Below are 14,241 nucleotides of genomic sequence, written 5' to 3'. Positions count from 1 at the left end.
GAATGACATTCTATTTTGAATTATTACCATTTCATATCAGGATAGGTACGTTGCATGTATTGCAAATCAGAAAGTAAATACCCCATATGTTCACTATGGATACCTTCTTTACCTCCCTTTTGAAACCATTTGATATCAGGAACCTCAAGCGTAGCTTCTTCTAACACTTCTTGAATTCTCTGATAATATTTATCTTTAAGTTTTGCAACATCAACGCCGATTTCCGACTCAATAGCCATCATATCATCGGTAGTAACATGAAACAATTCATCAGTATATTTCCACAAGTCATTTACAGCTTCTTGTACTTTTTGGTGACTTTCTTCAGTTCCATCTCCTAATCTTTTTATCCAATCTGAAGAAAACCTTTGGTGATAACTTACTTCTTTAATTGCCTTTTTTGCAATAGCAGCAACCGTTTCATCCTTACTATCCTGAAGCTCTTGTAACAACAGTAGATGAAACACATCATAAAAAAACTGCCTTGTGATTACATAACCAAAATGTGTATTTGGTTGTTCTACTAATAGTACATTTTTATATTGCCTTTCTGTTCGTAAAAAAGCAATGTCATCTTCAGTTTTTCCATTGCCAGACAATTGTGCTACGTATTGATAATAACTTCGGGTTTGCCCCAAAAGGTCGAGTGCCATATTTGTTAAAGCGATATCAGTCTCCAAACTGGGCCCATGACCACATAATTCTGACAGGCGTTGCCCTAGAATCAATGCATTATCTGCTATGCCGTAGATATATTGTATTAAGTTTTCGTTTTTCATTTTTACAATTTTGCTTTAATTAAGTAGATTCTATCCAGCTTTCAACTTAACTTGGACTGATTTACAAAGCAAATCACATATGCTTTACTTCATCCGGCAGCGTATAGAACGTTGGATGTCTGTATATTTTATCTTGTGCAGGTTCAAAAAGCTCACCACTGTTTTCAGGATTTGAAGCCGTGATATGTTTAGACTCTACCACCCAAATACTTACTCCTTCATTTCTGCGTGTATACACATCTCGTGCATTTTCAAGAGCCATTTCGGCATCTGCAGCGTGTAAGCTTCCGAAATGACGATGTTCTAAACCATTTTTACTTCTAACAAATACTTCCCAAAGTGGCCAATTATTCTTCATTTCCTATATTTTAAATTGCTTTTTTAAGCTTTTTATCTTCTTTTTTCTTGGCATATGCCATGGCCGCATCTCGAACCCACTCTCCTTTTTCCCAGGCATTTACTCTGGCCGACATTCTTTCATGGTTACAAGGACCATGACCCTTTACTACTTGCCAGAATTCATCCCAATCTATCTCTCCAAAATCATAATGCTTTGTTTTCGCATTCCATTTTAAATCAGGATCTGGAATCGTCAACCCTATTAAATCTGCTTGCGGAACGGTTTGATCGATAAACTGTTGACGTAGTTCATCATTAGTTTTACGTTTCAGCTTCCATTTCATAGATTGTTCTGTATGTACTGATTCTGCATCGGTAGGTCCTAACATCATTAATGAAGGCCACCACCATCTATTTAGAGCATCCTGAGCCATTTCTTTTTGTTCTGGTGTGCCTTTCGCCAAAGTCATCATGATCTCGTATCCTTGGCGTTGATGAAAACTTTCTTCTTTACACACACGAACCATAGCTCTTGCATAGGGCCCATAAGAAGTACTACATAGAGGAACTTGATTAATAATTGCAGCACCATCAACCAACCAACCGATGGCACCTATATCTGCCCAAGTAATGGTTGGATAATTAAATATGCTTGAGTATTTAGCCTTACCAGTATGCAATTGATCATACAATTCGTCTCTTGAAATCCCTAATGTTTCACATGCACTATATAAATATAATCCATGACCAGCTTCATCTTGCACTTTGGCCAATAATGCCACTTTTCGGCGCAAAGATGGTGCTCTGGTAATCCAATTTCCTTCAGGCAACATCCCAACAATTTCTGAATGCGCATGCTGAGATATTTGTCGAATATGCGTTTGCCTATATTTCTCTGGCATCCAATCCTTGGGTTCAATCTTTTCGTCTCTGGCAATTTTTTGCTCAAAGATTTCCTCTAAATTCTTTACTTCTTTTTCACTCATAGCATTCGAGTTTTAAACATCAAAATCCACTACTACTTTCTCTGTAGTAGGTACGGCTTGACAGGACAATACCAAGCCTTTGGCTACTTCATCCTCTTCAAGCGCATAATTTATTTTCATTTCTACAGCACCATCAAGTACTTTACACTTGCAGGTACTACAAACTCCTCCTTTACATGCAAAAGGCAAATCTGCCCCTGCGGCCAAGGCTCCATCTAATATATTATCATAATCGTCATCCATGGCAAAATGAAATTCTTTTCCGCCATCGATAATTGTTACTTCTGTTCCTTCAAATTTATGCTCTAAAGCTTCCGCTGCTTTTTTCTTATCCTCTTCGGTAACTCCAGAAAAGAAAAGTTCATAATGTATTCTATCCTTTGGCAATCCAGCTTTTTCTAACTCATCCCGAATTAAAAATATCATTTCTTCGGGACCACAAATAAAACATTCATCTACTTCGGAAACATTGAAGACTTTACTGGTAAGTTCTTGTATTTTTTCTGAAGTAAATCTTCCGTTTAACAAGGGAATATCACGTTGTTCTTTGGTCAAAAAATAAAATATCTCAAATCTTCCAAAATATGTATTTCTTAGTGCTTCAATCTCTTCCTTAAAGATAATAGATTTAGCGTTTCGATTCAAGTAAAACAGTTTGAAAGTACTACCTGGCTCTGAAGCTAAGTGTGTTTTAATTATAGATAAAATCGGTGTAATCCCACTTCCGGCAGCAAAAACGACATAATTCTTGGCTTTAGATGGTACTACCTGAACAAAAAAGTTACCCACAGGCGGCATTACTTCCAAAACATCACCAACCTTTAGGTCATCATTGGCATAATTTGAAAACACACCTCCGTTAATTCTCTTTACCGCAACCTGCCATTTATTTTCTAAGGGGCTCGAACAAAGAGAATACGACCGCCTTACTTCATCTCCATCTATACATGTTTTAAGGGTAAGATGTTGGCCCTGGATATATGAGAAGTTCTCTTTTAATTCTGCAGGAATATCAAAAGTAATAGCTGTACAATCCTTGGTTTCTTTGTATACTTCAGAAACTCGTATGGAATAAAAATCGGTCATATTCTTGTGCTTAACTACAACGTTATAGTCAAACAAAACTAACGATTGTTAGTTTTATACACAAATAATTGTTTGTTAATTTTGGGAGCCTACGAACTTACTTAAACAATACCTTTTAGCAGAACAGAAATCATATCGTGCTTAAGGATATCTGCATCGATGTTCCTTTGCTTTGGATACCACAAATAAAGAGTACGTAAGGTAGACAGTGTAGAGAACACCATAATCTCTATATTAAAAGGTTTAATTTCACCTTGATCCACACCTTTTTTTACTATGTTTCTGAAATTTTCTTCATAATCATGACGCATTTTCTCAAAATATTGAAGATTTTCCTCTTCCAGATGCATCCAATCATTATTTAAGGAAGCTAGCCCATCTGAATTACGTAACGTGACATCAATATGAAGATCGATAATATTCTCAATTTTTTTTGTTGCGTTCTTATCAGAACTTACAATCTGATTCATCCCAGAAGTAAACTCTTCGGCCAGATCAATTATTATGGTTGATAAGATTTCTTGTTTAGATTGAATATGATTATAAAGACTAGCTGCTTTAATTCCCATAGCTTTTGCTAAGTCTCTCATCGTAACAGCGCTATAGCCTTTTTCTTTAAAAAGAATAGATGCCGCGTTAATAATTTCTTCCTTTCTACTTTCGGGTTTCATATTTGATTTCCTTAATTTCCCTACCAAAAATAAATTTTAATCTTTTATAAACCTTGATTTTAGGACGAAAACCCAATTATAATTAATTTGCTTCTTTAAACTAATGCTTTATATTCGAAAAAATATACTTTATTCATGAAATACTTTATCATCATATTATTAACTGTAACTTTTAGCAATACAAAGACTTGCAATAACAAAAATGCTTCAACTGCCAAGAATATTGAAACAAGTATCCAGGAAGCCAAAAATATGTATTATATAAATACATTAAACGGAAAAGATGTTGTCAAAGAAAAACTATATATAACATTTGACGAAGAACGCAATTTAATTTCGGGCTACTCTGGGTGCAATACTTTTTCTAGCAAATACACCATCGTCAACGATCAAATTTCTCTTGGTTTTCCGATAGCATCAAAAATATATTGTGAAGAAAAAATGGTTTTGGAACAAGGTTTTTTTAAAGCATTACTCGAGATTAAGACCAAAACAATTACCGGTAAGGTTTTATCTTTAAAAGATACCAATGGAAATGAGTTATTATCTGGAATACGTAAGGACTAATTTCATTAAGATTCTCTAGAACCCTCTATCTATGATCACTTTTTTTGTAAATGAACTTCCATCTGTAGTATCAGTGATATAAATTAGGTACATTCCGGAAGACCTATCTCCCATATCAATTACTTCATCACTTCTTGTAAGACGGCCCGAAGTAATTTCTGTACCTGCCAAGTCAAAAACAATATACTCTAAAATTTTGTTTGCACCATTGGCAAGGTTAATTATTGCTTCTTTAGGCGAATAGTACACAATTATTTCCTCTTCTTCAACTGGTGGGGTTCCTCCATTGGTAAGTTCTTGAGAAAGCATATCCAAAGTAACTTTTCCGGTACTGGCCGGATCCAACCAGTTCAAAAGCCTGGTATTATCCCTATTTCCAAAATCCCATGACACCTCGAACCTACCATATTGATCATTTCTACCATTATCATTGGTTCCTGCACATGCCGCAAAACCACCGGCTAATTGGCCTATAATTCGGCCGTTTTGATCAAACAGGGCAGATCCCGAAGATCCTCCTTCGGTAACCCCTAACTCCCAACCATTACCTGTTTCTGTGATTTCCCACATATCAGTCTCGGGATTTTCAAATTGTGTAGTAATTTTACTTAATGGACCATCATCTCTACAAACTTTCATAATATCTCCAGAGGGATGATGAATACCCACAACAAAATCGGGCGCTTCCCCCGATCGGTCCCAACCAGCCCATTCTAAATCCCAGGACTCATCTAAACCACCATCCAGATTAAGTAGTTTCATATCTGACTTCGAGTTGGATGCTCTAACTGTGGCTCCACTGGTAGTCTGATTAATCGTTGCATCTGTACTGTTATCGGTAGTGGCGCAAGAAGGATTAGGACTTATCCAATTAAAACGAAATGCCCACGTCGCTTCATCCCCTGCATCACAATGATTTGCAGTTAAAAAATAGGGAGCCTTGTCATTATTTGTATTATTAATTAAAGTACCCGTACATACAAAACCTCGCATTATGATAAATCCAACAGAATGTTTTAATCTATCTTTCAACACATCAAAATCTCTACCTACCGTACATTCCACATCTTGGTTACAACTTCCCGAATCTCCTAAAGATTTTTCAAACACATCTTTACTTGTTACTGATCTATAACCATGGATTACTTTTGAAATATTTAATTCTCCTTGTCCCCTTACAGCATAAGGCTCATGATATTCTATCCATACATTTTCACCTTCAACAAGCCAGGTTCCAAGCATTTCATCTGGCCTGTTAAAAATATTAGTATAGGCCCCCAATACATCCGACTTGTCGTTATTATACAGATAAATAGTTGCTCCTCGTGGCAATCTATAGGTATCAAAAATGAAATTGATTGTTTTAGCTCCCTTAGATATTATGTTAAGTCTCCATATCCGACTGCCATCAGGCAGATCATCCCAAACTCCGGCATTACTTAACCCTAAATTTACTTTGAATTCATATCCAAATCTCCATGGTTTAGTTCTATCCAAATCATTGGCAGCATCTTCGGCCTTAATTTTATTAAGATCGAAATTTTTCATCACCATTGGGGTTATGGCGTTTTTACTTACAAGCTTCCAGCTTCTTGGTTCTCCGACATTCGTAATCTGCGCACTTGAAACAAATACGCAAAGCAACATCATTATTAAAATCTTATACTTCAAAACTTGTACTTTTAAAAGAATCAAATTTAACCAATCAAAGATACTTCAATATCAAAATAAAACTATTAATTTTCATTTTTGAAATCTTTTAACCAAAATTTGGCTTATCATGTCTTTAAATATAGAGTCTAATCCATTAATTGACAAATTACCGCCACATCTAAAGCAATTTATAAAACCTCAAGATTATGATGACTACACTCCAGTTGATCAAGCCGTTTGGAGGTATGTAATGAGGAAAAATATCAATTCTTTAACGCAAGTTGCGCATAATTCTTATTTAAACGGGCTTAAAAAAACGGGTATTTCTATAAATGATATCCCAAGTATGTATGGAATGAATAGAATTTTAAAAGAAATTGGATGGGCCGCGGTTGCCGTAGATGGTTTTATTCCTCCCAATGCTTTTATGGAGTTTCAAGCCTATAATATTTTGGTTATAGCATCAGATATACGACAATTAGAAAATATTGAATACACACCCGCTCCAGACATAATTCATGAAGCTGCCGGCCATGCCCCAATTATTGCTAATCCAGATTATGCTGAATACTTACGTCGTTTCGGAAAAATTGGTTGTAAAGCTATTTCTTCTAAAAAGGATTATGACATGTATGAAGCTGTAAGAATGCTTTCTATTCTGAAAGAGGCTCATGATACGGATCCCAAAGACATTGAAGATGCTCAAAAAAGAATAGAAGAATTACAAAATCAAAAGGATGAACCATCAGAAATGGCACTAATTCGTAATTTACATTGGTGGACCGTAGAGTATGGACTTATTGGAACCACTGATGATCCCAAAATTTATGGTGCCGGATTACTTTCCTCTATAGGAGAAAGTGAATGGTGCATGACAGATAAGGTTAAGAAGTTACCATATTCCCCAGAGGCAGCTTCCCAGGATTTTGATATTACCAAACCACAACCTCAGTTGTTTGTTACGCCAGATTTTGCTTATTTATGTCAAGTTTTGGAAGAATTTGCGGATACTATGGCTTTACGAAAAGGAGGACATAAGGGACTAGCCAAGCTCATTGAGTCCCAAAATCTTGGAACCATAGAATTAAGTACTGGATTACAAATTTCTGGAGTTTTCACAAGGATGATAAAAAATGAGGATAACGAAGTTATTTACTTCGAAACTACGGGTCCAACAGCACTTTCTTTTCGCGAAAAAGAACTTATTGGACACGGTATAGATGCTCACCCAAATGGATTTAGATCTCCATTAGGAAAATTAAAAGGGATCAACCTTGCTATAGAAAACATGTCTCCCCGAGACTTAAAAGCTTATAACTTTTATGATGGTGAATATATTGAGTTTGAGTTTGAAAGTGGTATTACTGTAGCAGGCAACAATATTACTGGTATGCGCAATATACAAGGAGAATTGATTCTAATTCAGTTTAGTGAATGTACTATAAAATACAAGGATGAACTACTCTTTAAACCCGAATGGGGTACCTTTGACTTTGCGGTAGGAAAAGAAATTGTTTCTGCGTTTTCTGGTCCTGCAGATGATTATTCGTTTGACCTTGTAACGCACAACCCTGAATTGGTTACCGCAAAGCGCACATATTCTGAAAAAGAGCAAGAACTACATGACCTATATCAATCTGTAAGAAATGTACGTGAAGGAAAAAACACAAAATTTTCGCTTGAAGCGGTTTTTGACATCCTAAGAACAGATCACAAAAATGATTGGTTATTACCTTTAGAAATTTATGAATTGGTACATGATCGAGATACTACATTTTCTAATAAAATCCTGGATCACCTGAAGAACATAAAAACGGAAAGACCAAACATTAGCCATCTTATTGAAAGCGGATTGAAAATAGTAAAAACCAATTATACTGAAGTCTGACTAGAAATCCATGAATGGGAATTCTTGTTGCAATTGTTTCTTTTTAAAAGTCAATTTTTCAAGAAAAGCAACATGTTCTTTACTATCGGGGTTAAAAGATCTATGAGTTAACCCCTTTTGCACCTCTTCTACTCGTTTCATGGTATTCTTTGCCGAGTCAGAAATCCAGATTTCAGAAAACCGTTCCCAGATATACTGTATCGCAATTTCGTTAGGATGAATCATATCTGAACCATAAAATCGATAATCCCTTAGTTCATCCATCATCAATTCATATGAAGGAAAATATATGCTATTTTGCACTTTGGACACAACTTCATATACTGCCGAAAGAAGATGGGACTTACTTCTGTTATTCTCTACAAATCCATCTTTAATGTGTCTTACCGGGGAAACTGTAAAAATTACTTGCGCTGTTGAATTTAGGGTCTTTATAAGTTGCAAACAATTTTGAAGACATTGTATAATTTCATCTACAGACAACAACTCTTTATCAAACTCTTTTTGCGGGATTTTATGACAATTGGCCACTACCATATCCAAAGATTTAAGCCGGTAAACCCATGAAGTACCTAAAGTGATAAAAATATGCGTGGCTGCTTCAATCTTTTTCTTTGCAAGTAACAACTTGTCATTTAAATCTATAACCAAGCTATATTTATCTCGATTGCTTAAAGAAGAATGCACATCAAAACAATGCCAGCGCTCGTTATGATAAAACACATCTGTTTCAGTATATTTCTCATCCTGACTTGCCATCCATAAAAAGGTTTCAATTGCTTTTGGATGAAACAAAATCCCAAACGGATTAACTGTATTCCTAAATTGATAATATTTAAACTTTTCTCCTACATTTTCTGCAAAACAAGACCCCAACGTCATTACTTCAGAATGATAATCAATCTTAGGTTCTTGAGATGATAATGGTATTTTGGTTTGTAGGTTCATAGGCCTTCATCCAATGCTCTCAAATCCGATGAGCTTTTCAATTATGATACTTAATTCAAATACTGTTTTGCTTGAGCTAAAGCCTCTTCTATACCTGCTGGGTTTTTACCCCCCGCTGTCGCAAAGAATGGTTGGCCACCACCCCCACCTTGGATAAATTTACCCAGTTCTCGTACTATTTGACCGGCATTCAACTCTTTTTCGGCAACTAGATTTTTGGACACATAACATGACAACAATGCCTTTCCGTTCTGCTCGGCGCCAAATACTACTAAAATGTTTTCAATCTCTCCTCCTAACTCGAAGCATAAATCTTTGATTCCAGCAGCATCAAGATCCACTTTCTTTGCCAAAAAGTTCACTCCTGCTATTTCTTCAAACTCAGATTTGATATCTCCTTTCAAACTTTTAGCCTTGTCTTTAAGAAGTGCTTCAATTTGTTTTTTAAGGCTTGTGTTTTCTTCTTGTAACGATGTAATAGCTTTTACCGGATCTTTTGCATTCTTAAGCACTGATTTCACTTCATTATACGCTTCAGACTGAGAAGTAAAATATTCTTTTGCTGCATCACTTGTAATCGCCTCTATACGTCTCACTCCAGCGGCAATTGCACTTTCTGAAGTTATTTTAAAGTGCCAAATATCTCGTGTATTCTGTACGTGAGTTCCTCCACACAATTCCATAGACTCACCAAAACGAATCGCTCTCACCGAGTCTCCATACTTTTCTCCAAAAAGTGCTATTGCACCTTCTGAAATTGCCTGATCATACGAGATACCCCTTCTTTCCTCCAAAGGAAGATTCTCTCGAATCCTAGCATTTACAAAATCCTCTACTTCTTTTAATTCTTCACCACTAACCTTAGAGAAGTGAGAAAAATCAAATCGTAAATTACCACTATGCACCATAGATCCTTTTTGCTCTACGTGTGTTCCCAAAATAGAACGAAGTGCCTGATGAAGAAGATGCGTAGCCGTATGATTTGAAGCAGTTCTAGCCCTTTGTTTTCCATCTACTACCGCTCTAAACTTTCCTTCTATCTTTTTTGGTAGCGTCTTGGAAAAATGAACTATCAGATTATTTTCTTTTTTGGTATCAATGACATATATCACATCTCCATTATCTGATTCGAGATATCCTTTATCCCCTACTTGCCCTCCTCCTTCTGGATAAAAAGGGGTTTTATCGAAAACCAATTGATATAATTTTCCTTCTTTTTTACTACTAACTTTTCGGTATCTAGTGATTTTTACAGCAGCAGCAAGGTTATCATACCCGATAAATCCTTCAGAAGTGTCTTTTGTTAACTCTTCCCAATCACCTGTTGAAACTTGAGAAGCTGCCCTTGATCTTTCTTTTTGTTTCTGAAGTTCAGTTGCAAAGCCTTTTTCATCTAACTCATACCCTTGCTCACTCAGAATCAAAGCAGTAAGATCAATAGGAAAACCATAGGTATCGTATAATTCAAAAGCTTTTTCTCCTGAAACTACTTTCCCTTTGGTATTTTTAATAACACTATCCAAAAGTGCCAATCCCTGATCCAAGGTTCTCAAAAAGGATTGCTCTTCCTCTTTGATGACATTGCTAATAAGGTTTTTTTGAGCTTTCAACTCTGGAAATGCCGCACCCATTTGCTTTACTAGTGTATCCACTAATTTATAGATAAAAGGCTCTTTGGTATCGAGAAAAGTAAACCCATATCGTATTGCTCTGCGCAGAATTCTTCTAATTACATATCCTGCACCTGTATTGCTTGGCAATTGTCCATCGGCAATAGAAAAGGAGACTGCCCTAACATGATCACCAATCACTCGAATAGCTACACTAACCTTACCTTTTTCTTCAGTTGGAAGGCTATCTTTATCATAGGTTGAGTTGGTAATCGTTTCAATTTCTCGAATTAACGGAGTAAAAACATCGGTATCATAATTGGATTTAACCCCCTGCAATACCATACACAAACGCTCGAATCCCATACCAGTATCTACATGTTGTGCGGGTAGTTTCTCTAAAGAGCCATTCGCTTTTCGATTATACTGCATAAATACGAGGTTCCAGATCTCTACTACTTGAGGATGATCTGCGTTAACCAAATCTCGGCCAGGAGTTTTTGCCTTTTCTTCTTCAGAACGGATATCGACATGAATTTCGGAACAAGGACCACAAGGTCCCTGATCTCCCATTTCCCAGAAATTATCTTTCTTGTTACCCATAATGATTCGATCTTCGGGAACAATTTCTTTCCAAAGATCATAAGCTTCTTGATCCATTTCGAGATTTTCATCTTTGGCACCTTCAAAAACCGAGACATATAAAATGTCTTTGTTGATTCCGTATACTTCTGTAAGCAACTCCCATGCCCACTCAATAGCTTCTTTTTTAAAGTAATCTCCAAAACTCCAGTTCCCTAGCATTTCGAACATCGTATGGTGATATGTATCCATACCCACTTCTTCCAAATCATTGTGTTTACCACTTACTCGTAAACATTTTTGGGTATCTGCAATACGATTACTTTTTGGAGTTCCATTACCTAAAAAGAACTCTTTAAACTGGTTCATCCCGGCATTTGTGAACATCAATGTAGGGTCATCTTTGATGACCATCGGTGCAGATGCTACGATTTGATGTTTTTTGGATTTAAAAAACTCTAAAAATTGATTTCTGATTTCCTGGGATTTCACAAGCTTACTATTTATTCAAAAAAATTACATATTACACTAACAATCAGTACTTATAAAGTCAAATAAACCTATCAACACAGTTCCGATATTTGTCAGTTTTTTCTACACTTTGCAACATTTTACTATATTTGTTGCCTAGTCTTGCTATAAAACAAGACTTTTTTGGTTGATATCCTGCAAAAATAGCATATTTTAGATTATGTCAAAGGTTAAATATTACTATGATAGTGACACGCTTTCTTATCGCAGAATAGAGCAAAAGAAAGGGCGTAAATTTGGTATCGCAGCATTGGGAGTAATCGGTGCATTTTTAGCTGGTTTTGTACTCCTTCTTATCTATTTAAATATCCCTCAACTAGAAACACCCAAAGAAAAGGCATATCGAAGAGAACTTGAAAATATGCAACTGCAATACGATCTAATGAATAAGAGGTTAGAACGTGACGAAAACATTTTAAGGGAGATCGCAGAACGAGATGACAATATTTATCGTCTCTATTTTGGAGCAAACCCCATACCTGAAGAGTTGCGTAATGCTGGATTTGGAGGGGTAAATCGTTACAGAAATCTGGAAGGGTTTGACAACTCTAAAATGATTATAGAAAGTAGCGAAAGAATAGATAAGCTGACCAAACAAATTGTAGTACAATCAAAATCTCTTGACGAAATTGCTGCTCTTGCCGAACAAAAAGAAGAACTACTTGCCACTATTCCCGCCATCCAACCTATTAAAAATTCTGATCTAAAAAGAATGGCGTCTGGTTACGGATGGAGAAGTGATCCGTTTACCAAGGCTAGAAAATTTCACTACGGGATGGATTTTTCTGCTGCAACAGGTACTCCTATCTATGCATCTGGAAATGGGGTAGTTACACGTGCCGATGCAAACTCTACGGGATACGGAAGACATATTCGTATTGATCATGGATTCAACTATGTAAGCTTATATGCACATCTAAGCAAATACAACGTTAAGAAAGGCCAAAAAGTAAACCGAGGAGATATTATCGGATATGTAGGTAGCACTGGGCGCTCTGTGGCACCGCACCTGCATTATGAAATTTTCAAGGATGGTAAAAAAATTAATCCAAGGAACTTTTACTATGGAAGCTTAACTCCTGAAGAATTTGATAAAATGCTCAAAGCATCTAATCTTGTCAACGAATCTTTAGACTAATTCTCAATGCGTAAACTATTTCTTATTGTTATCATTTTTGGTTTCAGTGCCTCTGTTCATGCCCAAAAATATTCAAAAGAAGTAATCGATTCTATGTACGTTCTGGTTAAGGATGTTCAAGAAAAGCTTTCAAGACCTAGCGAAATAAAAATCATGGCCGTCGGAGATATCATGATGGGAACCAATTTTCCGAATGATAGCTATCTTCCTCCAGCCGGCAAGGGGCCTTTTGATGATGTAAACGACATTTTAACTCAAGCGGATATCTTATTTGGAAATTTGGAAGGTACGCTTACCGATGAAGGTGAAAATGCGAAAAGATGTTCTGATCCATCAAAATGCTACTCATTTCGCTCTCCTGAATCCTATGGTAGATATCTTGAAGAAAGTGGGTTTGACGTTATGAGTATTGCCAATAATCACATCGGTGATTTTGGTGATATTGGAATCAAAAACACCTCTAAAACCTTAGAAAAACATAATATCGCTTATGCCGGAGTATTTGCACAACCCGCTACAATTTTTGAAAAAGATGGTATTAAATATGGATTTTGTGCTTTTGCACCCAATAAAGATTGCGTAAAAATTCATAACTTAACAAATGCAAAACAAATCGTAACCGAACTTAAAGAAAAAGCAGATATAGTGATTGTTTCTTTTCATGGTGGAGCCGAAGGTTTTAAACATACACATGTAACCAGAAAAACAGAGCGTTTTTATGGTGAAGATCGTGGTAATGTATATTTATTTGCTCATACTATGATTGATGCAGGAGCGGATATCGTAATTGGTCATGGCCCACATGTTTCAAGAGCGTTTGAAGTTTATAAAAACAAATTCATAGCCTATAGTTTAGGTAATTTTTGTACGTATTCCAGGTTTAATCTGGACGGAATCAAAGGATATGCCCCCATCGCCGAAATAAACATTGACCTTGAAGGAAACTTTATTAAAGGAAAGCTCCATTCTGCTAAGCAAATAGACGAGGTTTATCCTTTTATGGATAACAAAAAAGGTGCGCTAAAGGAAATTGAAAAATTAACCAATGAAGATTTCCCGGAAAGCAAACTGATTTTTGAAAAAGACGGAAGTTTTACACAACAAAAACAGTAATTATGTATGTAGACTTACCAAAAAAAATGTACTATGGCATAGGCGAGGTGGCAGAAGCGTTTAACGTAAACACTTCATTAATTCGTTTTTGGGAAAAAGAATTTGACATCCTGAAACCCAAGAAAAATGCCAAAGGAAATCGAAAATTCACTCCAGAAGATATCAAAAATCTCGAATTGATTTATCATTTGGTAAAAGAACGTGGATTTACCCTCGAAGGAGCCAAAATTCGTCTTAAAGAGCAAAAACAAGAAGCTTTAGATAGCTTTGACATTATTCGAAAGCTTGAATCTATTAAAGGACAACTACTTAAAATTAAGGAGCAGTTATAGCCTCACTTTCTTAAAATT

At 36.1% G+C, this 14,241-nt stretch carries 13 protein-coding genes; 5 read left to right on the top strand and 8 right to left on the bottom strand.

What is annotated here, in order from left to right; genetic code table 11:
* Positions 1-23: 23 nt before the first annotated feature.
* The 5 genes from paaC to U6A24_RS08260 all read right to left on the bottom strand — a co-directional run bounded on the left by paaC (position 24) and on the right by U6A24_RS08260 (position 3,861).
* Positions 24-779 (bottom strand): 1,2-phenylacetyl-CoA epoxidase subunit PaaC, encoded by a 756-nt coding sequence (gene paaC / locus U6A24_RS08280; protein WP_324179477.1) that lies wholly within the window; start codon positions 777-779, stop codon positions 24-26.
* 73 nt (positions 780-852) lie between these two features.
* Entirely contained in the window at positions 853-1,137 is a 285-nt protein-coding gene (paaB, locus tag U6A24_RS08275; protein WP_324179476.1) for a 1,2-phenylacetyl-CoA epoxidase subunit PaaB, read from the bottom strand.
* 10 nt (positions 1,138-1,147) lie between these two features.
* Positions 1,148-2,104 carry a 1,2-phenylacetyl-CoA epoxidase subunit PaaA gene (gene paaA / locus U6A24_RS08270; RefSeq protein WP_324179475.1) on the bottom strand — a complete coding sequence of 319 codons (957 nt, stop codon included), beginning with the start codon at positions 2,102-2,104 and terminating at the stop codon, positions 1,148-1,150.
* 12 nt (positions 2,105-2,116) lie between these two features.
* The gene (gene paaE, locus U6A24_RS08265) at positions 2,117-3,190 is read right to left on the bottom strand and encodes a 1,2-phenylacetyl-CoA epoxidase subunit PaaE (protein ID WP_324179474.1); all 1,074 of its coding nucleotides are present in this window, start codon (positions 3,188-3,190) and stop codon (positions 2,117-2,119) included.
* Between the two features lie 101 nt (positions 3,191-3,291).
* Positions 3,292-3,861 (bottom strand): TetR/AcrR family transcriptional regulator, encoded by a 570-nt coding sequence (locus U6A24_RS08260; protein WP_324179473.1) that lies wholly within the window; start codon positions 3,859-3,861, stop codon positions 3,292-3,294.
* Between the two features lie 135 nt (positions 3,862-3,996).
* On the opposite strand from U6A24_RS08260, the gene U6A24_RS08255 reads away from it, so the two are divergent.
* The gene (locus U6A24_RS08255) at positions 3,997-4,428 is read left to right on the top strand and encodes an META domain-containing protein (RefSeq protein WP_324179472.1); all 432 of its coding nucleotides are present in this window, start codon (positions 3,997-3,999) and stop codon (positions 4,426-4,428) included.
* Positions 4,429-4,443: 15 nt separating this feature from the next.
* Here U6A24_RS08255 and U6A24_RS08250 read toward each other — a convergent pair whose 3' ends face one another.
* Positions 4,444-6,099 (bottom strand): trypsin-like peptidase domain-containing protein, encoded by a 1,656-nt coding sequence (locus U6A24_RS08250; protein WP_324179471.1) that lies wholly within the window; start codon positions 6,097-6,099, stop codon positions 4,444-4,446.
* A 109-nt stretch (positions 6,100-6,208) separates the two neighbouring features.
* Between U6A24_RS08250 and U6A24_RS08245 the strand changes: the two genes are divergently transcribed.
* On the top strand, positions 6,209-7,969 hold the full coding sequence (locus tag U6A24_RS08245; RefSeq protein WP_324179470.1) for an aromatic amino acid hydroxylase: 1,761 nt from the start codon (positions 6,209-6,211) through the stop codon (positions 7,967-7,969).
* On the opposite strand, the gene U6A24_RS08240 is transcribed toward U6A24_RS08245, so the two are convergent.
* Both U6A24_RS08240 and alaS read right to left on the bottom strand, forming a co-directional pair.
* Positions 7,970-8,917: a GSCFA domain-containing protein gene (locus U6A24_RS08240; protein WP_324179469.1), complete on the bottom strand. Its 948-nt coding sequence runs from the start codon at positions 8,915-8,917 to the stop codon at positions 7,970-7,972.
* Positions 8,918-8,967: 50 nt separating this feature from the next.
* Positions 8,968-11,601 (bottom strand): alanine--tRNA ligase, encoded by a 2,634-nt coding sequence (alaS, locus tag U6A24_RS08235; RefSeq protein WP_324179468.1) that lies wholly within the window; start codon positions 11,599-11,601, stop codon positions 8,968-8,970.
* 199 nt (positions 11,602-11,800) lie between these two features.
* Between alaS and U6A24_RS08230 the strand changes: the two genes are divergently transcribed.
* The 3 genes from U6A24_RS08230 to U6A24_RS08220 are packed head-to-tail and all read left to right on the top strand — an operon-like array spanning position 11,801 to position 14,223.
* Positions 11,801-12,778, top strand: a complete 978-nt coding sequence (locus tag U6A24_RS08230) for a M23 family metallopeptidase (RefSeq protein ID WP_324179467.1) — start codon at positions 11,801-11,803, stop codon at positions 12,776-12,778.
* 6 nt (positions 12,779-12,784) lie between these two features.
* On the top strand, positions 12,785-13,891 hold the full coding sequence (locus tag U6A24_RS08225; RefSeq protein ID WP_324179466.1) for a CapA family protein: 1,107 nt from the start codon (positions 12,785-12,787) through the stop codon (positions 13,889-13,891).
* A 2-nt stretch (positions 13,892-13,893) separates the two neighbouring features.
* A complete protein-coding gene (locus U6A24_RS08220; protein WP_324179465.1) occupies positions 13,894-14,223 on the top strand; it encodes a MerR family transcriptional regulator in 330 nt (109 codons plus the stop codon).
* Positions 14,224-14,241 lie beyond the last annotated feature (18 nt).

The sequence above is a fragment of the Aquimarina gracilis genome, from assembly GCF_035285365.1.
Lineage (GTDB): Bacteria > Bacteroidota > Bacteroidia > Flavobacteriales > Flavobacteriaceae > Aquimarina > Aquimarina gracilis.
Note: the sequence above shows the minus strand (reverse complement) of the source record. Positions and strands in the feature narration are given on the sequence as shown.